Consider the following 24,347-nt stretch of genomic DNA (forward strand, 5'->3'; position numbering starts at 1 on the left):
ACTATGTGGTTTTTCTCTTTTTCTGTCCAAATTGTACCATCAATGAGACGTAAAAGGTTCTTCCTGCCGTGTTTGTTCCGTAGTTCAGTCCATGGTAGGTCGTTTCATAATAATTCAGTATATTGTCAATGCCTGCATTGATTTCTGCATCCCATTGCTTGCCCAGGTTGAACTGGTGGCGTGTGTTCAGGCGCCAGAGGTGGTAGCTTTTGCCGTTACCGTCATCCTGATAATAGCGTTTGCTCTGGAAACGGCCATACAGGCCTACGCTGAGTCGATAATTGCTGTTTTTCCGATCATAATTCCAGACGGCACTGACGGTGCCGCGATGGTGAGCCATACCATCTATGACGATGTGTTTCATCACTTCGTCTTCTTCATCGTACTGATTCGCTTCTGTGTCCAGATAGCTGTAACCGCCCGCCAAGGTAAGCGTTTTGAAAGGCATCCACTTGGCGTTGATATCTATGCCGCAGGTGCGTGCGTCATCCATATTCTGGTATTGGCGAACACGAGCCGGGTCGTAGGTGACGACGAGGTCACCTGGAGCCTGAGAGGTCGGAATCGTCACAAGAGTTATCATGTTGTCTAACCAGTTGCAGTAACCTGTGGCACTGATACTAAAGTCAGTACCGTTGTATTCTACACCACCGGAAACATAACGGCTGGTTTGAGGTTCCAGGTCTTTGTTACCTAAGTTTAGGATAACGAGAGACATTTGGCGAATATAACGGTAGTGGAGTTCTTTCAGAGTCGGAGTCTTGAAGCCTTCGGAATAAGTGGCGCGCAGGTTAAAGTCGCCCAGCTTGTAGAGAGCCGACACTTTGGGCGTGGCGCGCATACCGAAATTGTTGTTCAGCGTTAATCGTGCACCGGCTGTGATGTTCAGCTGACTAAAAGGCGACCACTCATCCTGAAGATAAAAGGAACCTGTGTTGTCGGAAACATTCTTTTCGTCCAGTCGGCGGGGAGCATCCAGCCAGTTTATTTCCATATCAACTCCTGCACTCAAACGGTTGAAATAGGGGAGGTTGAATATTCCTTTAGTCTGGATGAGCAGACGGCTTTGGTCACTCTGCAGACCCTTGTCACCGGGAGAATACGGGAAACTGATTTCCTTGCCGTTATCGTCATATTCTTTGTCCCAGGTTTCGTGGGTATAGGCATAATAGTAGGCATGACTGTCATAATGTATATCGGCTGTAATGCTATTATTATTTTTTAGCTTCATTTTACCACCTGTTGAGGCTGAAGCGTTGCGATAAAGGAAATCGTATGTTTTGTAATCGGGTATTCCGCAAGGGCGGTATACGCGTTTGCGGTAGAAACTACCGTCTGCATACAGGCTGAGTGTCTGGGTAGCCTGATAGTCGATGTGTTGTGAAACTTGCCAGTCGGTATATCGGTTCACGGTTTTATTGATGGAATTGGTGACAGGCTTTTCATATCGATTTGGGTCTTCGTAAGTAGTGTTCTGCCATCCGTCGGAATGTTTCAACTGAAAGTTGGTGGCAAAGGTCCATTTATCTGACTTGAATTGGAAAGCATTGGATTGTCGGAATTCGCCGTATGATCCGCCACGTGTGGTGTTTGTGACCAGAACGTTTTCACGATGTTTCTTGGTGATGATGTTTATTACACCTGCAATGGCATCGCTGCCATAGAGTGCCGAAGCGGCTCCCTTTACAATCTCGATACGTTCGATGCGTGCCGGATCTATCAGTCCTAGGTTATTTTGCCCGCCTACGTCACCATGTATCTTTTTGCCGTCGATGAGGAGCAAGATATAGCCGTTTCCCAATCCGCCCAATTGCATATTCGACCCCATGTCACTGGAACTGAAGTCGAAAGAGGGGCATAACCCACTTAATATGTCTTCAAGGGAGGAGGCACCGTAGCTATCCAACATTTTATGCGAGATAACCTCGGTTTGCACAGGCGCGTCTTTCAGGTAATGTTCGGTACCTGTACCGGTCACTACTACTTCCTGCAACATAAGTGACAGTTCTTCTTCATTCTTGTTTTCGAGGATGCTTTGGGCGGAGGCAGCATGCACCGCACACACAAACACCGCTCCAAGTAAATACTTGTGCTTCATCGTTTGCCGATTTTCTGTTTAATAAAAACGTAACGGCACATCGCTTCTGTATGCGAATACTAATGACCCGGAAGAATAAAAATAGTTTTGCCTATAATTATAGTATAGGGGTGACATCGCTTTTAATCCTGAAAGCTAAGTGCTCAAGTAATGGAAGTTGGTAGGTATTCTGGCTTTCCCCTGTCTGTATCGCCTTCCCATCGCATTGCGGCGTCAGTGGCTTTTGTGGTTACAGACTTTTTCTTAATGAGGATTACAGCTGCAGGTACAGCTCCGGTTTTACACCGGATTCCCTTGAGTCGGACGCATTGATATACTTTCCGATTGCCAATTCCGATTGCAAAGATAAAGATATTTTTAGAAATCAGAAGGTATTTGTGAAAATACTTTAGCAACTATTCTAATGTGATGAATTATCTGTCAATAATGGAACATACCGCTGCATCTCCGGTTACATTTACTGCGGTGCGCAGCATGTCCAATGGTCGGTCCACCCCCAATATCAATGCCAGACCTTCTACCGGAATACCTACGGAAGTGAGCACCATTGCCAAGATGACATAACTGCCTCCGGGGATACCCGGGGTACCGATAGAAGAAAGTACGGTCATAGCAACGATGATACAGAGTTGGGAGAAACTCAGATCGATCCCTAAAACTTGTGCGATGAAAAGAATGGCAATGGTTTGATAACAGGAAGTGCCGTCCATATTTATGGTAACGCCTACAGGCAGGACAAATGAACTGACTTCTTCTGAAATACCTAATTTTTGTTCTACAGTCTTCAGGGTTACGGGCAAAGAGGCGGCACTACTACTTGTTGTGAAGGCAAACAGTTGTACGGGGTACATGGCACGGATGAACTGTTCTTGCAGATGGGCTACTTGTTCGTGGTTTACCAGTTTGCCCGGTTGCACCAGTAGCCCCATTGCAAGACCTATGAGGATAGCGACTACAGTCGTACAGATATATATTCCGATGGTCTTTCCGCCGATACGGGAAAATTTACTGATGTCCTTCAGTCCGGTCATTCCCTTTATCAGAGATATAAAGACCAGGGGAATGGCGATCAGTTGGAGAAGGCGGATGAAGATTTGTCCCCAAGGCTGTATCCAGTGGCGGATGAATGTATCACCACCGTCTACCTGTAAGGCGATGAGGCCGATGATAATACCGGTAATCATTCCTATCAGGATTTGCAGATACAGGGGAATATCAGATATTTTCTGTCTTAGAGTCATAAGAAAAGCATTATTCTATTATTAAGTTTCGCCCTTTAGGGTACTTCACTTTATAGCGTAAAGCTAAATCACGTTGTTCGCCGGGTTGTAAGGTAATTTGCCAGGTGATGATACCTTTCGCTTCATCCAGACTGCCGCCGCTGATTTCTTCTGCTGTTACGGTAATGTTATTGTTGCGTGATACGGGTAGCTGGTCGTAAAGCGTAAGGATGACAGGTTCGGGACGCGTATTGCGGACAGAAAGTTTCCATGCAATGGATTGCGTCTGATTGGAACCCATAAACTTGCGTGAGGTATATTCGTTCTCTTTCGTACGCTGTATCATGATACGTTTATCACGACCTAAAGAGAAGGATAGTGTGTCGTTCTGTTGGGTGACATTCATAATGGACTTGCCAATGAAAGTATTCTCAAAGTAAACATTTGCTTCGCCTTCAAGTAAGTTCAGCTTTTCCCAATCGGTTACCTGGGCAATCAGGAAAGCATCTTTATCTATCTTCGGAGTACTTTGGTAAGTATAGGAAGCGGGTAATTCGTAATGACCGATTTCAGCAACTACAGGTTTGTTATCAGAAGGAATGGTGTAGGGCACTTTTATTTCAAATTCGTAGCCCATCTGTCCCTGGCTTTGTTCAACGTCAAGGGTCATGCTGGCCTCTTCTTCGTATTGAATATCTTTTTTATGGTTTACCTTAAGACCGGAGACAGCACCTGCCATAAGAGATTTCCTTTCAGCGCCGTAACCTACTACCACTACTTCATCCAATGCCTGTGTATCTTCCTGAAGGGTAACATTCATAATATTTCCTTGTATATCTCTGGTCTGAGTCTGATAGCCAATATATGAAAATTGAAGTTTGTTTTGCCCATTGGGAATAGTTATGGAATACTTACCGCTTATGTCGGTGATGGCTCCTATCGTAGTCCCCGGAATGGTAACGGTAGCACCTATTACGGGCGTACGTTCATTATCAAGAACGACTCCTGAAACAGTGTTTCCATTAAGATTCAAATTGTAGCGTGGTGCTGCAAGTCCGTAATCCAACCAGTAAGTAGACAGAGTGGGGGCTACGCTTCCGGTGGAAGGATTAGAGGAGGAAAGGGATAATTCTACGTTCTTCCACTCTTCCTTGGTATTCTGAAAGATGTTGGCTTTGTAAATGATGGAGATAGGCTCGGCCAGGCTACCGGAACGAACATCATAAGAGGGGAACCAACCGGCATTTTTTACATAATAGTTCAGAGTGAATGTAGCTTTACAAGCTGCTGGCGCATTTACATTGACCATAATTTCACTCATAGGGGTTAGAGATTTACCGCTTAGTTGTACCAGTTCAGAGTTAAGTTGTCCCTGTTTGATGGCAAGTTCGGCTATCTGTTCATTGATGGCCAGTTCTTTTGTTTTCAGAGTTTTCAATTGTCCGGAGTAATATTGATTCACTTCTTTGATAGTGGCCAGAGAAATAGCGGTATTCTTATTGTTGACGGAGCAATTTGTTTTCAGCATTTCATATTCGGCATTGATAAGTCCAAGCTCGGCATTCTGTTCTTTTTGCTGTTTCTCTATTTTTTTAAGCTCCTTTTGCAGGCTTTGTTGTTTTTCGCTGACGGCAAGGCTGTCTATATAGTTGTATTGCCGGTTGACTGCCGTAACGGTGAGTTTTCCCTTGGCACTGACCTGCATACTTTGTGCATCCATATAGGGGGATAATCCGGTAAAGATGAGCGTTGAATTTCCTGCCGGAATATCTACTTGTTTGGTACGCGTCACTTGGGCACCGTCAATGAACAGCGTTACCTTTTCGGCAGTTGTTTTCACCTTGTTTTGTCCCATAAGGGTGGTGGCTGCACAAAGGCAGAAACATGCCCATAGTCCTAATCTCAGTCGTTTCATAGTCAGTCTTTTTAATGTTATGTCACAAATATATGGATATTTCATTAACAATTGCTTTTATATATTGTCTTTTTTGCTTGCATCTTTACTGAAAAGATTGTTCTTTTGTGCAATGTGTTTGTTTACTCAATCTATCTGTGCTTTATGAAAATCAATCAATGGATATTTTACTCTTTGTTTCTGGGACTCATCAGTTGCCAATCGCAAGAACAGACTTTTACTGTGCATTGCACCGGACTGGGCGCTTACGAAGAAGATACGGTCTACCTGTGGCGATATGGTGCCGACCGTATGACGGGTGACCGTGATTATGGGAAAGCTCCCCTGGACTTCGCTATTATCAGAAACGGAGAAGTTTCATTTTCCGGAAAAGAAGATACGTTGCATATCTATGGAATGGAGCATCCCGGTAGCATGAATTTCTTTTATCCAGAAAGAGGAAAACTGACGTTGACAAATGTAGTCCCGCCGACAATGCCTGTACCGGATAAAAGTACCAATCCCCATTCACAAAACGTACGTCTTTGGAAACTTTGGCATGAAGATGATTTTCCGCTGGAAGCTACGCGGCAATTTGTATTCGACAATGCCCGGAACGCAATTGGATGGATGGTGTTTGATCGTTGGGCAGTGATCTATCCGGATGAACTGGAGACATTGTATCAGAAAACTCCTTCACAAATGCGCGACAGTACATCTGTATTGATAGGACTGAAACGGATGCTGGATGTTACCCGTAGCCTGAAGCCGGGAGATCATTTTATTGACTTCAAACAAGTGGAATATGCAGAGAAAGACAGTTTGCTCTTTTCGGATATTGCAGGGCAGGGACATCCTGTGTGTTTACTCTTTTTTCTGAAGCCCAATGAAAAAGATGCTGTCCGTACAGAAATCAAAAAACTGCGAGAACAATATCCCGATATACGTGTAATTGTCCCCACTTATAGATACCCGGATCCGGAATCTAAAGAGTTCATTCATGAACTGGAGACCGACTATCAGGCGACCATCCTGGATGACAGTCGCCGTTTTGAGAAAAGTGCCCGCTGGGAGTATCGTATTTACGGTTCTTTCAATTACGAATACTTATTTGATGCCCAGGGGCAGTTGGTGAAGATGAAACCTGTTTTATAAAGACGCATAATAGGCTTCTGCCTTTGCCAGTGTCTCTGGCTTGCCCACATCAAACCAGTTTTCGCTGTCTATAGGAAATCCTTGAATGCGTGCTTTCGGGCAGATATCCACATAAAATGGAATAATGGAAAATTTCCCTGTCCAGCGTTCATCTTCCATATAGCGGAAAATAGAGGGAGAAAGAACATGGACACAACCAAAAGCTTGCAACTGATAATGATCGCTGGGATAATCGAGTTCTTTGGGGAGTACTTCGCCTGTAGAAATATTCGTCCAACCACAAAGGCGGTTATCTTGATCCATCAATAGATAACGGGATGTTTTCCGGTGATTCGTGAGCAGAGTGGCATCTGCATCACTTTCCAGATGGTGGTGGTAGAAAGCATTGAGATCCAGGTCTGTCAGGATATCGGCATTATGTATAAGAAAAGGCTCGTTGCTCTCCAGCAGAGGACGGGCTTTTTTGATACCACCACCGGTATCCAGCAGTTCACCCCGTTCGTCACTGATATGAATATCCACACCGAAGTTCTGGTTTGCACGAAGGAAGTCTATAATCTGACTTCCAAAATGGTGGATGTTTATGGTGATATCATGGAAGCCGGCATCTTTTAGTTTTAAGATGACACGCTCCAGCATCGTTTTGCCTGCTACGGAGACAAGTGCCTTGGGCATATTGTCTGTCAGTGGGCGCAGGCGGGTGCCGAGGCCTGCAGCGAATATCATTGCTTTCATTGTTTTAAATTCTTGAGCTACTGATAAATTGAATTAAGATTTTAAATGTAAGTTTCATAAGCGGATTGAAAAAGAAGGAGATTTATACCCCAACTCCGTACTATCTCTGTATGATCTCCGTACCATCTCCATATCAACTCCGTATTAGGTTCGTATCAACTCCGTACTATCTCCGTATAAAGGCTGTTCGTATAGATACGGAGCAGGTACGGACTTGGTACGGAGCGGGTTATTAGGAGATAGTCTTTAGCTTTTCGCTTTAAATGTCTGTTCAATGTTCTGTTCCCGATGCATCAGATTTACCTGTACTCCGAATTTCTGGTTCAGATGTTCTGCCAGGTGTTGTGCTGAATAAACCGAACGGTGTTGTCCGCCAGTGCATCCGAAACAAATGGAAAGGTTCGTAAATCCACGTTCCATATATCGTTTCACGGAAGCATCTACCAGACCGTATACATGTTCGAGGAACGTGGTTATTTCTCCATCGTCTTCCAGAAAGCGGATAACAGGCTCATCCAGTCCGGTAAAGGGTTTATAACGGTCGTACTTACCAGGGTTGTTTACGGCACGACAGTCGAATACAAAGCCACCACCGTTGCCACTTGAATCCTCAGGGATACCTTTTTTATATGCAAAACTGGTGACCTTTACTACAAGGCGGCGCTTCTGGAGGTCGTCAGTGAATTGTTTCAGCTCAGTAAGTTCTTTCAGCACATGGCAGAGGTACGGATATTCGGGATAGGGTTCCTGCAATAGTTGTCGCAGGTTTTCAATAGCGAAGGGGACGCTTTGGATGAAATGGGGTTTCTTCTCGAAATAGCCACGGAAGCCATAAGCACCCAGCACTTGCATGGTACGGAACAATACGAAATGACGTAATTGAGCATAGAAATATTTCTCGTCCACAGGCTGATATTTACACAGAGAGTCCAAGTATTCCTTTAAAAGTTCTTTGCGAAGGCTCTCGGGATAATTGGCCTTGGCTTGCCACAGGAAGGAAGCTACATCATAATAAACCGGACCTTTACGTCCGCCTTGGAAGTCGATGAGCCATGGTTCACCTTCTTTAATCATAACGTTCCGACTCTGGAAATCACGATACATGAATGTAGCCGAACTACTGCGCATCAATACGTCCGCCATCTTCTGGAAATCATCTTCCAGGCGGTCTTCCTGAAACTCCATTCCGGTAGCTTTCAGAAAACAGTATTTGAAGTAATTCAAGTCCCATAAGATACTGCGGCTGTTGAATTCCGACTGTGGGTAGCAATATGAGAAGTCCATTCCGTCTGCACCGGAGAACTGTACGGCTGGCAACAGGCGTATTGTTTTGCGCAGAAGCTGCTTTTCTTCTTCATCAAAAACACTGGTCTTGCGTCCTTTTTCGATGGCATTGAACAGGAGAGTGTCTCCCAGGTCTTCCTGTAGATAAAATGCATCGTTATCACTCTTTGCTATGACTTGTGGCACGGGCAGTCCTTTCTTGCGGAAATGGTCTGCCATATAGAGGAAAGCCTGATTCTCTTCGAGGGAAGTTCCGCTGACACCGATAAGGGTAGGGATGCCTGTAAGGCGGAAGTAACGACGGTTGGAGCCGGATGAAGGAAGTTCTTCAATAGTTTCCGGTTCGTGTCCGGTATACGTACAATATAATTTCTTAAGTTCTTCAGTAATCATAGTAATTTACTTTTATTTGGGCAGCTAAGGTAAGAGTTTTGGGGAATATATACTACCTTTGCGGGAAATAAATCTGTGCGGTATGATAAGAAATATTCCCCAATTTCTGATAGCGGCGCCTACTTCGGGCACTGGAAAAACCACTGTCAGCCGATTGCTGATGACGTTATTGACGCAGAAAAAACTACGTGTACAGCCCTATAAGTGCGGGCCGGATTATATCGACACGAAGTATCATGAAAAAGCTTGCGGAATTCCGTCTTACAATCTGGACCTTTTTATGGCTTCCGAGCATCATGTATGTAAGGTATATAATCATCATGCAGTAGATGCGGATGTTTGTATTGTAGAAGGCATGATGGGAATGTTTGACGGATACGACCGTAGTAAAGGCTCGTCGGCAGAGATAGCAAAGGTGCTTCGTCTGCCTGTGGTGCTGGTAGTAAGTGCTAAGGCGGCGGCTTACTCATTGGCGGCAATGATAAAAGGATATGTGGATTTTGATCCGCAAGTGGAGGTGGCAGGTGTCATTTTCAACCAGGTGGGCGGTGACCGGCATGAAGAGATGCTGCGTGAAATCTGCGAAGATCTGAATATTCTTTGTTTCGGGTGTTTGCGGAAGTATGATGTGCTGAAAGAAGAAAGTCGTCATTTGGGACTGGACTTTAGCCGGAAAGAGAAAGGAAGTATCACCCAAACAATGATGAAAGAACTGGAACGTCAACTGGATATTGAGTTATTGCTGGAGATGACAAGACGAAGTGTGGATGTTCCTGATAAACTGGAGAGAAGAAAGAGAGCGCTTGCCAGTATGAATATATGGATTGCCCGCAATAAGGAGAGTTTTTCATTTATTTATGCAGAGCATCTGGAGTGGTTGAATGGCTTGGGGAAAGTTACTTATTTTGATCCGGAGGATAATAGCGTTGTACTACCGGATGATGTGGATATACTCTACCTGCCCGGAGGTTATCCGGAGAACCGTGCCAGGCAACTGAGTGCGGCAACGAATGTGATGAACTCCATCAAAGACTATATAGAGCGAGGTGGATATACACTGGCAGAGTGTGGGGGGATGATGTATCTTACATCTGTTTTGATGACAGGTACTGATACCCGTATGGAGTACAATATGGCAGGTGTACTGCCCGTCAAGGTATCCGCATTTAAGGGTGATATGCGTTTGTCACTGGGGTATAGGAGCTTTGAATTTAGAGGAATGAAGATACGTGGGCATGAGTTCCATTACTCGCAGGTCATTGAATCGGATGAGGAACTAACCTCGGCAGCACAGGTATATAATGCCAAGGGACAGCCGGTGAACACACCGGTCTATCACTATAAGAATCTGATTGCAAGTTATACACATTTATATTGGGGAGAGACTGGATTCATGAAACTGTTTGAACCGGTCCCGGGAAATCCGTTTTTATTCTAAAATTTTAGTATCATGAGAAAGATTTACACCAGAACGGGAGATAAGGGAATGACAGGTATCCACGGTGGAGAACGTGTTCCGAAGGATGATATCCGTATAGAAGCTAACGGCTGTATTGATGAATTGAACACTGTAATAGGTATTGTCAGGTCGTTGCTGCCGATAGATGATGTTTGGCAGGGATTGTTGCATGATATACAACGTGAGTTAATGGTAGTGATGAGCCACGTTGCTACTCCTTCTGCATTGCGGGATGCAGATCCTGAACGTCCGGGGAGCGGTAATCCGAACCCACTGCATGCAGCGGAAATGACTGTGCAGTGCGAACAGGCTATGGACGCCATGATGCTTCAGTTGGAAGATAATGATTATTTCCTCTTGCCGGGGGGAACCCAGATTTCAGCGCAATTGCAATTTGCCCGTGCCGTGGCACGTCGTGCCGAACGACGGCTCTGGACTTTGAATCGGGAAGACTCTGTACCGGAAGATATTTTGCGCTTTATCAATCGTCTTTCTGACCTTTTCTTTGTCATGGCACGCATGGAGATGCAGCGACAAGGATGGGACGAGGAACGATGGCAAGCGTTTGCTTATAAGAGAAAGAGAAAACAGCCTTAATGCCTAAAATAGAATACCTTCTTTTTGAAGACCCACAGACTCAACAGGAAATATACTATAACTTGTATCCACAGCGTTATCATTTCCGGACGAATGTCCGCCAGGGTTCCTCCCATTGAATTCAATTTGACAAAGGCCAACACGGCAGGGGCTGCCGGAACTACATAGTGTGCTGCCTGCCAGTACCATGGCATCAGTTCAAGCGGGTAGGAAACTCCGGACAGGAAAATATATCCTACGGAGAAGAAGGCAATCATCAGCAGGGGAGCTTCTGAATCAGTGAAGTAGCGTGATGCCGCCAACCCAAAGAAACTTGTCCCTAACAGAAAAGGAATCATCATCGTAATAATATCCCTGCCATTTCCTATATTGGGAATGCTGAAAAAGTGAGGAAGCAAGCCTAACAGGAATAAGGCAAAGATGAAGTAAAGCATAACGTAAACGAAAGTTCTTCCGGAAATGTTATATAATGCTTGAAGCCAAGTAAGTTTTTTGTGCTTACCTACCATCTTCCCCTTCGGGTACTCCTCTCCCGTCACCATTCCTATCACCATTAGTAATGTCTGAAAAATAATGACAATCATAACAGCGGGGATGAGGTACGAACCGTATCCTTCGGTATAATTATATAAGGCTGTACCCGACACGTTTACAGGTGCCGATGAGGCTACTGCCAGCAGTCCCTGAGGAGGTAAGAATACAACACCTTCTGCACGATGCGCATCGTTTACGGCAAGCATTACACGGGAAGAAGCTTCTTGTAGATTCTTAAAATTCAAGAAAGCATCCGTGGAGGCATAAACGGTAAAGACTGATTGTTCACCGCGACCGACGCGGGCATCAAAGTCAGCGGGGAGGTAAAGAATACCATCTACTTTACTCTGTTTCAGCCATTCTTTTGCTTCAAGATAGTTCGGAGTAAGTGCATAGACTGATGCTTGTGGGGTGGCATTGAGCAGACGGATATATTCGCGGCTGAGGGCGGAATGGGAATTGTCGACGATGGCAACCGGTGTTTTCCGCACAAGGTTGGGAGCATACATCAAGTTATATAAAAGTCCGTAAGCGAAGATACCTCCCATTAGTACTAACAGTATAGCCGCATTGGTGCTGATGGAGCGCCATTCGCGGAAAATGACAGTTGCTATTGAGTAGTGAGGAGTGTTGTGTACGCGGGGAAGCGGTGTTTCATTCTCACAAATACTAAGTTCTTCCTTATCCTTCAGAATCCAATGTTTCAATCTAGGTAGTATCAGTAGCGCCACCAACGGAAAAAGCCAAAGTATGGCTGCCGATTGCCAGTAATACCCGAATCCCGAATCAAAATAGAGCATGGATTGTGCTATTTCCGTGAAATGACGGACAGGAAACAGGTAGGATGCGGCATGTACAGGAGGGTACATACTCGTCACTGGGAAAGTGACTCCGGAGAGTGTGGCACCAAGTGAACCGACCATGGATACAATGCTGATGATATAAGCTATCCGTGGAAAAATAGAGAAGATGAATACGGCAAGTGTCTGTGTGGCAATAATAAAGAGTATTGTCATAAGGTTCATCATCAGCAGACTTCCATGGAAGGGTATATGCAGTACACCGTATAGAATATAGTTAGCCAAAATACCGATTACGGAGAAGATGAAAGTATAAGGCAATAACTTCCCGACAACTGCTGTGAGGATATTTTCCCGCGCTGTTGTCAGCCATTCCTGTGCCGTATGGAACTTCAATTCACTACCTATGATATAAACCGTTATCAATAGAATAAGTATCTGGAACAAGACATAGAAGAAAGGCTGGCTCAGATAAATGGAGTAATCGAGGTCAGGGTTATAAAGAGGGTGCATACTGGATTGCACGGGTAGGAGAAATGTGGTGATTTGCTCCTGGCTGACTCCCAAAGAGACGGCTTCCATAGCAATGGGAGAGAGGGCGACAGGTGCCAGTGCCGTTTCAAAAGCTGCCATCAGTTCACTACCTACGGAAAGAAGGGCATAATGATAATAATAAGAGAGTGTGGCATTCATTCCTGTCGTAGCCCGTTGGGTAAAGCCCGTGGGGATGGACAAGTAACCATAGATTTCTTTCCGTTGCACGGCTTGTCGGGCGGCTGTTTCATCGGTGAAGTGCCGGGTTACTTTGAAGGTTGGTACAGCGGAAATGTTTCGCACTATTTGCCGGGATGTGGTGGTGTTATCCTGGTCGACAATGCCGATAGGGATATTCTCCATTTGTCCGCTGCCGAAAATGGTTGCCATGAAGAACAGGCAGAACAGGGGCAGCACGAGACATACCCCGAAATAAAGTCGGCGGGAAGTCATGCGGCGAAGTTCGCGACAGAGTACGTTATATAATGGATGTTTCATCATTTACAAAGTTATTTCAATGATTACATATATTAATCATCTATGGTCAATAGCACTGACATTCCTGGGCGCAATCCTTCTACTTTTTGGGTAGGACGGGCGTGTATCTCAAATGTCTGCATGTCATAGCTTCCTGTCTGTTTAGTTGATTTCCAGGTAGCAAAACTGCCCAACGGACTGATATAATAAATACGGAATTCCACATCTTTTTTGCCGATAGCCGGGACTTCCGCACGGAATGTTCCGTCCATTTTGAATTGGGGCATCAGATCTTCGCGTATATTGAGTACAACATGTGCATCGTTCATGACGACAAGATTCATAATAGGGGTACCCGGTGCCACAAGCTCTCCGCGTTTAGGAAATATGGTTGCAATCTGTCCGTCTTCCGGTGCTGTCAGGCGTGAATCGACAAGGAGGGCGGAAACTTCGTCCACTGTGCTTCGTGCTGCATCTACCATGCTTCGTGCCGATGCACGGTCCTCACTTTGTGCACCGTCTACTGCCATCTGATACTGTTCGTAGGCGGCACGTTCGGCGGCTTGTGCGGCACGGTACATGGCTTCTACTTCGTCCTTTCGTTGCGAAGTGACAACACTGTCTTTGTACAGTGCCAGGATACGTTGGTAGGTTGTTTGCGCCAAAGTCAAGTCACTCTTGGTTTTATTCCAGAGTTGCCCGGCAGTGGCAATGATTTGTCGGCGGGTACCGGCATCGATTTTCTTATTCTGTTCCTGGGCAACTTGTTCCAAGGCATTTACTTGCCGGTATTTGGCTTCTATCGTCGGACTATTGATGACGACAAGTGTATCACCTGCCTGCACCCAGTCGCCTTCGCGGACAAGGAATGAATCTACACGCCCGGGAAGTTTACCGCTGATACGGATTTCGGTTGTTTCTATCTGTCCTTGGAGCACAAGGGGCTGATGACTCATGAGCAACATTCCCAAGAGAGAGACTAATATAGTGATTGCCAATATGATGACAAATGCGATGCTGATGCTTTTTTTTGATAGTTCCATAATTGTTATATATTTGTTGTACAGTTAAATGATAATTTAGCGGCGAGGGAATGGGTACGCGGACTACGCGGATAAGGCGGACGAACACGGACTTTAATCTTTTAGACGCGGATGACACGGATGACGCGGATTTTTAAAGCTGCGCTATACATACCGGCATATCACACCGAAGGAAAAAAGAATCCGCGTCATCCGTGTCATCCGTGTCTGAAAGATTACTTGCACGCCGAAGGAGAACCTTGCTCCAGCGCTACGCTGGTAAATTATCATTTAACAGCATAGTTTCTGAATTGTTCCGGTGTACCACAAAGTGCCAACAGGTTCATTAGTGTTACATCATATTCATAATAAGCCGCCAAGCGGGCTACTTTAACGGTGGCAAGCATGGTTTCAGCATCTATTACCTCGGTACTGGTTGCCATGCCTTCGGCAAAGGATTTCTTACGAATTCGTACAAGTTCTTCACTCAGGGCAATGGTTGAGTTGAGTGCCTGTACATTATCCTGTGCCTTTTGTAATCCTGTGTATAGTTTGTCTATGCCTACTGAAAGGTCATCTTGTGCCTTATCTTTTCCCAAAGCAAGAGTTTGTTCGGTAATTTTCGACTGGCGGATACGTTTCTCCCTTGCCAATCCGTCGAAAAGGTTCCAGGTGAAACCTACTCCGACAATCGTGCGTGGCACGAGGTTGCTTTGTATCCCGTGGGCGTAAAGCGTTTGTTTGCCGAACAGGGCAATGTCAGGCAGATAACCACTTTGGTCTATACGTAATTGTTGTTTAGCAATGCTCTGTTGTAGTGACAATTGGTTCAGGATATAGTTTCCCGAACGCATAGTCTGCTGAAACTCCTCTTTTGCCGGGAGTGTGGAATTGATAAAGAGAGGAGACGTAGGTTCAATTTTGCAGGTGTCCTCCAGATTGAGCAAAGTACGTAAAGCACTTTCCACGACTGTTACTTCTTTCTGTGCGGCTTCCAGTGCCCGCCAGGCTTCGTCCATATTCACTTGTGCAAAGAGGCGTCCGGCCTTGTCAATCATTCCGGCAGCTTCAAGTTTAAGAGCATTTTCATAATGCTGTTTCAAACCATTATAAGTGTCTTGGCGGACTGCTGCAACTTCTTTGGCGAGGCTGAGACCGTAATAACTTTCTGCCAATAGGGTTCGTTGTGTGGCATCTGTCTGTGCACGGTTTTCCCGGGCAAGGTCAATCAACCGATTTCCGATTTTGCCTGCCCGTATACGCTTTCCACCGGAAAAGACCACCCATTCGGCAGTTAAGCCTACAGTGGTCAAATTACGGGGAGCAAGAGGAAAAGCCAGAGTGTAGCTACCTATCTGATCCAGTATTCCGCTAATGAATTTATCGTCCGGTATGATGTCGTGTACAAAATCCTTTGCCGGATCTGTGAATTGGGATAGGGGTTGTTTCACTTCTATCTTTTCGGACATGTGGACATACGTACCGGCTCCCTGTAGGCTCGGATACCACAAAGCATTCAGTTTATCCCGCTCTGTGCGGGCTGTTTCAATACCTTTGTCCGCAATCTTCAGGCTTTGATTGCCTTTTTGCAGCATTTGTAGGGCGTCGTCGTAGCTGAGGGAGAGTTTCGTTTGCGCCGTCACAGATAGGCTTGCTCCCAACAGAACGATCAATAAAATATGTTTCATACGTCAAGTTGTTGGTTTAGGTTCGTTTATCTCAAACACTCGTTCGTTTCTATTGTTCAATGGCGGCATGAAAATGAAAGCTTCTTTTTGTTCGGATAATTACCAAGACCGTTTAATACCTATTAAAGAGACCGTTTAATACCTATTGAATAGATTGTTTAATACCTATTACAAGGAGCGTTTAATACCTATTACTAATACCTCAGCATAACTTTTTCATGCAAGCATGAAAGTTCTGCACTCGATTTGCATTATCTTTGCCCTCTCTAAAAAACATTTTCTTATGGAGAAACTTCATCCTATTATGTTTGCCGGTACCGGCAGTGATGTGGGTAAAAGCATTATTGCCGCGGCTTTCTGCCGTATTTTCCGTCAGGATGGCTATCATCCGGCACCATTTAAGGCACAGAATATGGCACTTAATTCCTATGCTACACCTGAAGGGCTGGAAATAGGTCGTGCCCAGGCTGTTCAGGCCGAAGCGGCAGGAGTTCCCTGCCATACAGATATGAATCCGTTGCTGTTGAAGCCCTCTTCTGATCATACCTCGCAAGTGGTACTTAACGGACGTCCCATCGGTAACCGTAGTGCCTATGAGTATTTCCGTGTTGAAGGTCGTGAAGAGTTGCGTCACGAGGTCTGTTCAGCTTTCGACCGTCTTGCCACCCGTTATAACCCCATTGTGATGGAAGGTGCCGGAAGTATTTCCGAGATAAATCTTCGGGATACGGATCTGGTCAACCTACCTATGGCCTTACATGCCGGAGCAGATGTGATCCTCGTAGGAGACATTGACCGGGGAGGGGTTTTTGCTAGTGTCTATGGTTCGTTAATGTTGCTGCGTCCTTACGAAAGGGAGCGGATCAAGGGCATACTAATCAATAAATTTCGTGGTGATATCCGTTTGTTCGAATCCGGAGTAAAGATGCTTGAAGAACTTTGTGGTATCCCTGTGGTAGGCGTTGTTCCTTATTATAAAGATATTTATATTGAAGAAGAAGATTCGCTGGCCCTTGCCACGAAATCCGTGCAGACAGAGCAGGGTAAAGTAAACATAGCGGTTGTATTGCTGCGTCATCTCAGTAACTTTACCGACTTTAATGTGTTGGAACGCGATCCCCGGGTACATCTTTTCTATACGAATAATGTAGATGAATTGGCGAAAGCCGATATCATTTTATTACCCGGCAGCAAGAGTACCCTTGCCGATTTGCACGAATTGCGTCGTAATGGTGTGGCACAAGCTGTGATACGTGCCCATCGTGAAGGCGCCACCGTTATGGGCATTTGTGGCGGCTATCAGATTATGGGACAGGAAGTGTGTGATCCTGACCATGTGGAAGGAGAAATAGAACGTTTACCCGGTTTAGGGCTTTTACCTGTCAGTACACATATGACGGGAGAGAAGATTACCCGGCAAATAAAATTCCGCCTTTCCGCTGCTGCAAGGGAAAACAGCCATTTGTCTACTGACGGAATGCAGGCAAATTTGGAAGGTTATGAAATCCACATGGGTACCACCGTTCCTGTTTATGATGCACCGGTTTCCCCTCTGAATCTTTTGGAAGATGGCGGTGCAGACGGTTATTTCCTGGATCGTACCTGTATAGGAACTTATATCCACGGTATTCTTGACAATCCCTCATTCATCGACTTCCTTCTGGAACCTTTTGCCGACAAGATTGCCGATGCGGGAAAATCTTTCGATTATCATCAATTCAAAGAAGAACAATACAATAAACTGGCCGACCATGTGCGTAGTCATGTTGATCTGCCACTTATTTATAAAATACTGACAACTCATGATTGAAGGACACGGAGATGATTCCTATAAATTCGAGCGGCCTATAACGGCCAATTTCAGTTCCAATGTGTATAATCGTGTAGATTTATCCGGACTTCAGGCTCATTTGTGTAGCTGTATCAGCGGTATTTCTTCTTATCCGGAACCGGAACCTTATACTCTGGAAGGTCGTCTGGCAGAGAAGTATCACCTTACTGCTGCCTCTGTTTGTGTGACGAATGGTGCTACAGAAGCTATTTATCTTATAGCACAAACTTTTCGTGGTACTAATACAGCCATTTTTCAACCTACATTCAGTGAGTATGCTGACGCTTGCCGCATGCATGGTCATCGGGTGACGTCACTCTATAAGCTTCCGACAGCAGAAACCAATTATCTCTTACCGCCTGATATCCGTATGCTATGGCTTTGTAATCCTAACAATCCTACCGGTACGGTCATAGAGAAAGCTTATCTGAAAGAATTGATTACCCGTAATCCACAGGTTTGTTTTGTTATCGACCAGTCTTACGAGTTCTTTACTGTACAGCCTTTGTTTTCGCCAGATGAAGCAGTCAACTTTCCGAATGTCCTGCTGCTTCATTCCATGACGAAACGCTATGCTGTTCCGGGTTTACGACTGGGATATATAACTGCTGACGAAGGCTTGCTCAGTCGTTTGCGTACTCATCGTATGCCTTGGTCTGTCAATCAGTTAGCTATTGAGGCCGGGATCTATCTGCTGGCTTACGATGTGCCTAATCCCTTGAATATTTCTGTTTATTTGCAGGAGACGGCTCGTTTACGTCATGCTTTGGAGAGCTTGGGCGGTCTTGAGGTATGGGAGACGGAAACTCATTTTATGTTGGTTCGTCTTCGCATTGGCAAGGCTTCCGCTCTCAAGAATTACCTCGCCAATGAACACGGCATACTAATTCGCGATGCTTCTAATTTTGAAGGTCTGGATGAACATTTCTTTCGTATTGCTGCCCAGACAGCTGAGGAAAATGATCGGCTCGTACAGGCTATAGAACGATGGTTTGCGACTTATTGATAATACAGTATGGTAATGAGTTTTCACCACAGAGTAACACAGAGTTTCACGGAGTTCTATTCTTTTGATTTCAAATTGATTAAACTCTGTGAAACTCTGTGTTACTCTGTGGTGAATTAATTAATTCATAACCGTATAGAAAAGCCCCCAATTACATGTTATCACAATGGAAAATATTCTTCTTATCTTAAACACCGTATTTGTCCTCAGCTTGCCCTTGCTTGCTGCCTGGTTGCTTGATCGCTGGCTGGGAGACCCTGCTTGGTTGCCTCATCCTGTAGTTGCATTCGGAAAGATGATTTCATTCTGCGAACATCTGTTGAATAAAGGTTCAAGACGAGGACTAAAAGGTGCTTTCGTAGCTATTGTTCTTGTTCTTGCCGTTTATTTTGCGGCATACTATCTATTTCACTGGATAGCGTCATTTTCTCCGGGACTACTTCTGGCACTACAGATACTTACCATTTTTTTCTGTCTGGCGGGTACCACACTTATCCGTGAAGTTCGTATGGTATTCGAAGCTGTAGATCGTTCGTTGGAAGAAGGCAGGAAGCAGGTAGCTCGTATAGTCGGTCGTGATACTTCCGGACTTTCTGCACAGGAAGTACGTACGGCAGCACTTGAAACGCTTGCAGAGAATCTGAGTGATGGAGTAATTGCTCCCCTATTTTGGTATATGTTATTAGGTATTCCCGGTATGCTTGCCTATAAGATGGTGAATACTCTGGATTCCATGATTGGCTATCGTAACGAGCGTTACCGTGCTTTCGGCTGTTTTGCCGCTCGCCTGGATGATGTCTCCAATTATATTCCTGCCCGTTTGACAGCTTTTCTCATGATACTTGCTTTTCTTCTTCGAGGCCGGTTTGGGGCTCTGTTGAGATTCGTTGGAATATATGGCAGTCAACATGCCAGCCCGAATTCCGGTTATCCCGAGGCTGCTCTTGCCGGTATTCTGGATTGCCGTTTCGGAGGTCCGCACAATTATTTCGGTGAAGAAGTCTGGAAGCCTTACATCGGTAGTAATGATCGTCTTTTAACCACGGAAGACATGAAAGTAGCTGTTCGTATCAATCGCCGTGCCGAAGGAATAATGATAGTAATTCTGATAATAACTACTACTTTGATTTCTTTTTTCATTTAGTCATTCACAATTTTTGGCTTCTTGGGAAATATTGAATATATTTGCCAGCGTATGCGGTGAATGGCAGCACAAACACCACACAGCACGAAACAAACAAACTTCATGAGAAACTTACTGAAATATCTCGTTCTCCATATAGTATGCTTTGGATGCGTTTTCCCATTATCAGCAGGGGAGGATAGCCTGGCAGAAGTCGAGCGTGCTACCATTCAAGATGAAGTGATATCTGCTTTTCACAACAGTATGGGCTTTGATTATCTGACAAAGGAAGAAAGCTCAGCTATCAATCTGGATAGTATCCTCAATTATCTGGAATCTACCAAGCAATATAATACGTACTTTGAACTGGAACGTATACTTATAAAATCATATCTTTTTCGTGGAGAAATACGCCTGGCCATTGATTGGAGTGAGCAGATGTATTCAAAAGCAAGTGCACTCTCGCATGCTTTGGGAACAGCTCTTGCACTGAATGCCATTAGTGAGGTGTATTCTTATACCGGACGAAACCAGGAAGCAGGAAGTGCTCATGTACAGGCATTAGAGATGTTCGATCAAATGTCCGGTGAGGGAATACATGTCCGGATGTTATTGTTGGAATTAGTAGAGCACAATCTTCGTATTCGTAATTTTACGGAGGCAGCATATTTCATGACCCGCCTGAATCGTTTTCCCGCTGATAGTCTTTCCGAACAGGAGCAAGCTGTCCGACATATTTTCAATGCCTATTGTCAACTGTTTAAGGGTTCTGTGAAGACAGCTCGCCAACACTTGGATGAAGTGGAGCATTTGAGGGAAAAACTGATTCCGGGTATTATGCAACATTTCTTGATAGCCGAGGCTATGTATTGGGAACGTATCGGTGAATATGAGAAATCTCTGACAACTTATGATGCTTTTTTACATACGGACTATGCTGAAATCAACAGTAGCTTGTACAAGGAAGTCCTGCAAGACAAGGCTGACCTGCTTGTGAAAATGGGGCGTAAGGAAGAAGCATATAAGCAATACGGTTTGGTCTTTTCATACATTAAATCGTCTTTTGAGAAAAATTATCCTAAAGAGATAGATCAGTTGACCACCCGCTTCCAAGCCGACCGGCTGACTTATCAGAACGAGCGTGACCGCTTGTTTTCCTATCGTTTTTACTTGGGAGGTATTATTGTTTGCACGCTGGTCTTATTTCTTTTCCTGTATCTCAGTTGGAAGAAGATATTCCGTCTGCAAGAATCGAAGCATTCGCAGGAAGTAATGATACAGAAGGCGGAACGGGCTATCCAGAAGAAGAATATGTTCCTGTCTAATATGAGCCATGAAGTGCGTACCCCGCTTAATGCCATTGTCGGCTTCTCGGCTGTGTTGGCTTCAGATGATGACTCTTTCGACGAAGAGTCTCGTAAAGAGTTTTGTGAAATCATTAAAGTCAACTCTTTTCAGCTTTTGAAACTGATTAATGATATTCTTGATTTTTCTGATTTTGAGAATGATAATATAACGTTCAATATACGTCCTTATGATGCCGTGAAACTTTGTAGAGAGGCTTCGGAAACAGTGTCTGCTTCTCGTAAACTTGAAGTGGAACTACGTTATGATACCGAACTTTCTGAACTGATGATAGATACGGATGATGCCCGTCTTCGCCAGGTCTTGATTAATCTGTTGGTGAATGCCACTAAATTTACTAAAGAAGGTTCTATCGTATTGAAGTTGGAATTATCCGATCCTAATACGGCTTTCTTCTCTGTAACTGATACCGGTTGCGGTATCCCGCTTGAGAAACAGGGCTTGATTTTTGAGCGTTTTGAGAAACTGAATGACTTTGCACAGGGTAGTGGTTTGGGGCTCTCTATATGTCAACTGATTGTGACCTATATGAGGGGACGAATATGGGTGGACAGCAACTATACGCAAGGTGCACGTTTCTGCTTTACACATCCGTTGAAGTATAAATCAAAAGGGGAGGATGCTGTATGATGAGATATATCGTAGTAATATGGTTTTGTTTGCTGAGTATGCTATATTCTTGTGTGCTGTATGCAGAAGATGCCAATGCACAGCAATATCAGGATAGTATTCTGAAAATAGCACATGCGATGCCGAATACACTTGTCAGACTTACTTATTTACGTGATATGGCTTACAGGCATCAATATCCCCCTTATAACAAAACTTTTTCTACCGCTTTGTACGAGGAGGCCTGTGCCCAGAAGAATGTGACGTATGAAAATCAGGGAGCGTATTATCTAGCTTCCTGCTATGATAAACTACATGATCCGGACAGCCTGACTTATTGGGTGAATGAACTGAAAAAGTATGCTCCGGAAGTAGGCACTTATGACTATTATCTGGAGCAGAAGGCCGCTATCAGTCGCGCATTGGCTTCCAAGAGACAGGTAGAGAAGGCTGTATATATAGCTAAGGAAGCATTAAAAGAATCTTTGGAACATCATTGTAATAATGGAGAAATTGCATCGTACAATAGTCTGGGGTGTGCTTATGGAATATCCAGTAGAGGAGATGAAGCCTTGAAGATCTTCCAGAAAGCTTGTCAGCGTTTGACCCCACAGACTAAGGCTGCTTTGCGTGTGGATATCCTTTCACGCATTATCCGAATGTATAGCAATGCCGGGCAGGATAGTCTGAAACATTTTTATCTCAAACAGATGGATGAGACTTTGCAGGAAATCATTTCCCGTGAACCCGAAGCCCGTAAGAATTGGACAAACTTTGAAATCGACTGCCAACTTAAATATGTGTTCCTTTTTATGGAACAGGGGAATTTTCCTGTGGCATTGGAACATATGGATAAGGCTAAAGCATTGCTGGACAGTCATGTCGATATAGCGTTTTGGCTGAATGTTCAGTTAGTTCAGTTACAGTATTATACTCGTACGAAGGAATATGATAAAAGTATTGCGTTGATAGATGAGGTGACTTCCGTGGTGCTGAATCATGATGCTTCCATATTCGCTACTTTCATTAATTATAAAGCATCTACACAGATTGATAAGGGTGATATTGACGGAGCTATTGAAACCAGGCGTTACCTGATACGGACTCAGGATTCATTGGATAATGTTTTTTCAGCAAATCAGTTACGACAAATGAAGGAAATCTATCATATTGATGATCTTCTTCTGGAAAAGCAGAAAATAAAGGATACCAATTATCAGCGTGGTTTCCTGTTTCTTATCACATTGTTAGTGTTAGTGCTTTTGTTCTATCTTTATACTCGTTATTTGTCCCGGAAGATTGCTGTGGCTGAAAAAGTAACGGCAAATGCGGCTATGCAGGCAGAAGCGGATAATGTTACTAAAGATCGCTTGCAATCTGAAATCAGCCATGACATACGTACTCCGCTGAATGTGGTGGTAGGGTTTGCCGAACTTTTGACGGAATCGAAAGAACTCACTGCGGAAGCGAAGGTGGAATATGGTAAAATGATTCAGGAAAATGCGGAAAATCTGTTGGAGTATGTCAATAGTATCCTGGAACTTTCTCGTTTGGAATCCGGTAAGACACAGTATGTACAGGAGGAGTGTGAAGTGATGGCCTTGTGTCGGCAAGAAATAGCCATTGCAGAACATACCGATAATGGGCGAGTGAGTATTCGTTTGAAGACGGATATAGAAAGTATGGCGATAAGTATAGATAAAAATAGGTTTTCTTCCTTGTTGTCCAGTCTGTTGATACCATCGGAGAATGATGAGAATATATACAATATTACTATTCGGATCAGACACGATAAAGAAAAGAATATGTTGTTCTTTAAAGTGACAGGTACGCCTTTGGCCAAAGCACGCTTTGAAAACAAGACAGCATTGATCCGTCATGAAATCAATGCGCACTTCATTCATGCCTTTAATGGTACTTATAAGGTGCAGGAAGGGGCTTCAGAAGGACCATTGGTCTTGTTTAGTATTCGGATATCTAATCAAGTCTTAACTGAATGATTCCTCCATAGGGAGTCAAAGCACTGAATGCCTCTTCCTGTTTTATAGCTCCTGCATAAAGTTGGGCGCAAATCAATACGCCTCCATGTGCAAATATGGCTACTTTCTCATAATTCTTTTCTTTCAGTTCATCCAAAAAACTGGCGACACGTTGATACTGTATGGCGAATGATTCACCGTTTGTAGCAGGTACGTTTATGTAGTCGGCATACCATTCTTTCAGTCTTGGATCACTTATTTCATCAAAACTCTTCATTTCCCAATCCCCGAAGTTCATTTCCATAATTCGGTTGTCACGTTCGGCATCAGGATATCCGCAGTAGGTAGCAAGACGTACACAACGGGATAGCGGACTAGTATATACATAATCGAAATCTCTCCCTTTTGGACGGTAAGATTTTAAATTTCCGGATGTGACGGCAGCTTCTTGTTCGAAACTGTTTCGCAAAGGAACATCTGTTTGTCCGTAGCACACTCCGGGAGGGACATCTACCGAGGTATGTCTGATAAAAATAACTTCCAT

At 44.4% G+C, this 24,347-nt stretch carries 17 protein-coding genes and 1 riboswitch; of the genes, 8 read left to right on the plus strand and 9 right to left on the minus strand.

The window, feature by feature from the left end; all coding sequences use genetic code 11:
• Position 1 precedes the first annotated feature (1 nt).
• From K429_RS0125070 to K429_RS0125085, 3 genes are all read right to left on the minus strand, one after another.
• Positions 2 to 2,098, minus strand: a complete 2,097-nt coding sequence (locus K429_RS0125070) for a TonB-dependent siderophore receptor (protein ID WP_029328531.1) — start codon at positions 2,096 to 2,098, stop codon at positions 2 to 4.
• A gap of 141 nt (positions 2,099 to 2,239) precedes the next feature.
• A riboswitch (cobalamin riboswitch) is annotated at positions 2,240 to 2,445 on the minus strand.
• Positions 2,446 to 2,511: 66 nt separating this feature from the next.
• Positions 2,512 to 3,339: a dicarboxylate/amino acid:cation symporter gene (locus K429_RS0125080; protein ID WP_029328534.1), complete on the minus strand. Its 828-nt coding sequence runs from the start codon at positions 3,337 to 3,339 to the stop codon at positions 2,512 to 2,514.
• 10 nt (positions 3,340 to 3,349) lie between these two features.
• Positions 3,350 to 5,233 (minus strand): mucoidy inhibitor MuiA family protein, encoded by a 1,884-nt coding sequence (locus K429_RS0125085; protein WP_029328535.1) that lies wholly within the window; start codon positions 5,231 to 5,233, stop codon positions 3,350 to 3,352.
• Between the two features lie 144 nt (positions 5,234 to 5,377).
• Here K429_RS0125085 and K429_RS0125090 point away from each other — a divergent pair, with 144 nt between their 5' ends.
• Positions 5,378 to 6,367 carry a DUF4369 domain-containing protein gene (locus K429_RS0125090; RefSeq protein ID WP_029328536.1) on the plus strand — a complete coding sequence of 330 codons (990 nt, stop codon included), beginning with the start codon at positions 5,378 to 5,380 and terminating at the stop codon, positions 6,365 to 6,367.
• Here the strand turns inward: K429_RS0125090 and K429_RS0125095 are convergent.
• Both K429_RS0125095 and K429_RS0125100 read right to left on the minus strand, forming a co-directional pair.
• Complete coding sequence (locus tag K429_RS0125095) at positions 6,362 to 7,102, minus strand: nucleotidyltransferase family protein (protein WP_029328537.1); 741 nt, start codon at positions 7,100 to 7,102, stop codon at positions 6,362 to 6,364. The two genes, K429_RS0125090 and K429_RS0125095, sit on opposite strands and share 6 nt — an antisense overlap.
• Positions 7,103 to 7,348: 246 nt before the next feature.
• The gene (locus tag K429_RS0125100) at positions 7,349 to 8,779 is read right to left on the minus strand and encodes an RNase adapter RapZ (RefSeq protein WP_029328538.1); all 1,431 of its coding nucleotides are present in this window, start codon (positions 8,777 to 8,779) and stop codon (positions 7,349 to 7,351) included.
• A gap of 82 nt (positions 8,780 to 8,861) precedes the next feature.
• Here K429_RS0125100 and K429_RS0125105 point away from each other — a divergent pair, with 82 nt between their 5' ends.
• The gene (locus K429_RS0125105; RefSeq protein ID WP_029328539.1) at positions 8,862 to 10,217 is read left to right on the plus strand and encodes a cobyrinate a,c-diamide synthase; all 1,356 of its coding nucleotides are present in this window, start codon (positions 8,862 to 8,864) and stop codon (positions 10,215 to 10,217) included.
• Between the two features lie 12 nt (positions 10,218 to 10,229).
• On the plus strand, positions 10,230 to 10,835 hold the full coding sequence (locus K429_RS0125110; RefSeq protein WP_007213943.1) for a cob(I)yrinic acid a,c-diamide adenosyltransferase: 606 nt from the start codon (positions 10,230 to 10,232) through the stop codon (positions 10,833 to 10,835).
• On the opposite strand, the gene K429_RS0125115 is transcribed toward K429_RS0125110, so the two are convergent.
• From K429_RS0125115 to K429_RS0125125, 3 genes are all read right to left on the minus strand, one after another.
• Positions 10,832 to 13,201 carry an ABC transporter permease gene (locus tag K429_RS0125115; RefSeq protein WP_029328540.1) on the minus strand — a complete coding sequence of 790 codons (2,370 nt, stop codon included), beginning with the start codon at positions 13,199 to 13,201 and terminating at the stop codon, positions 10,832 to 10,834. The genes K429_RS0125110 and K429_RS0125115 overlap by 4 nt on opposite strands.
• Positions 13,202 to 13,233: 32 nt before the next feature.
• Positions 13,234 to 14,223: an HlyD family secretion protein gene (locus K429_RS0125120; protein ID WP_007218328.1), complete on the minus strand. Its 990-nt coding sequence runs from the start codon at positions 14,221 to 14,223 to the stop codon at positions 13,234 to 13,236.
• Positions 14,224 to 14,489: 266 nt separating this feature from the next.
• A complete protein-coding gene (locus tag K429_RS0125125; RefSeq protein WP_022209306.1) occupies positions 14,490 to 15,890 on the minus strand; it encodes a TolC family protein in 1,401 nt (466 codons plus the stop codon).
• A gap of 283 nt (positions 15,891 to 16,173) precedes the next feature.
• On the opposite strand from K429_RS0125125, the gene K429_RS0125130 reads away from it, so the two are divergent.
• The 5 genes from K429_RS0125130 (at position 16,174) to K429_RS0125150 (ending at position 23,824) form a co-directional block, all read left to right on the plus strand.
• Positions 16,174 to 17,700 (plus strand): cobyric acid synthase, encoded by a 1,527-nt coding sequence (locus K429_RS0125130; RefSeq protein ID WP_029328542.1) that lies wholly within the window; start codon positions 16,174 to 16,176, stop codon positions 17,698 to 17,700.
• On the plus strand, positions 17,693 to 18,727 hold the full coding sequence (locus K429_RS0125135; protein ID WP_007218331.1) for a threonine-phosphate decarboxylase: 1,035 nt from the start codon (positions 17,693 to 17,695) through the stop codon (positions 18,725 to 18,727). The genes K429_RS0125130 and K429_RS0125135 overlap by 8 nt, the downstream gene beginning before the upstream one ends.
• A 166-nt stretch (positions 18,728 to 18,893) precedes the next feature.
• Entirely contained in the window at positions 18,894 to 19,871 is a 978-nt protein-coding gene (gene cbiB / locus K429_RS0125140; protein ID WP_029328543.1) for an adenosylcobinamide-phosphate synthase CbiB, read from the plus strand.
• Positions 19,872 to 19,973: 102 nt separating this feature from the next.
• Positions 19,974 to 21,845: a HAMP domain-containing sensor histidine kinase gene (locus K429_RS0125145; RefSeq protein ID WP_029328544.1), complete on the plus strand. Its 1,872-nt coding sequence runs from the start codon at positions 19,974 to 19,976 to the stop codon at positions 21,843 to 21,845.
• The gene (locus K429_RS0125150; protein WP_029328546.1) at positions 21,842 to 23,824 is read left to right on the plus strand and encodes a sensor histidine kinase KdpD; all 1,983 of its coding nucleotides are present in this window, start codon (positions 21,842 to 21,844) and stop codon (positions 23,822 to 23,824) included. Before K429_RS0125145 ends, K429_RS0125150 begins: the two co-directional genes overlap by 4 nt.
• Here the strand turns inward: K429_RS0125150 and cobC are convergent.
• Positions 23,802 to 24,347 (minus strand): alpha-ribazole phosphatase, encoded by a 546-nt coding sequence (gene cobC, locus K429_RS0125155; protein WP_007213952.1) that lies wholly within the window; start codon positions 24,345 to 24,347, stop codon positions 23,802 to 23,804. The genes K429_RS0125150 and cobC overlap by 23 nt on opposite strands.

This window comes from Bacteroides sp. 14(A), assembly GCF_000526555.1.
Taxonomy (GTDB): domain Bacteria; phylum Bacteroidota; class Bacteroidia; order Bacteroidales; family Bacteroidaceae; genus Bacteroides; species Bacteroides cellulosilyticus.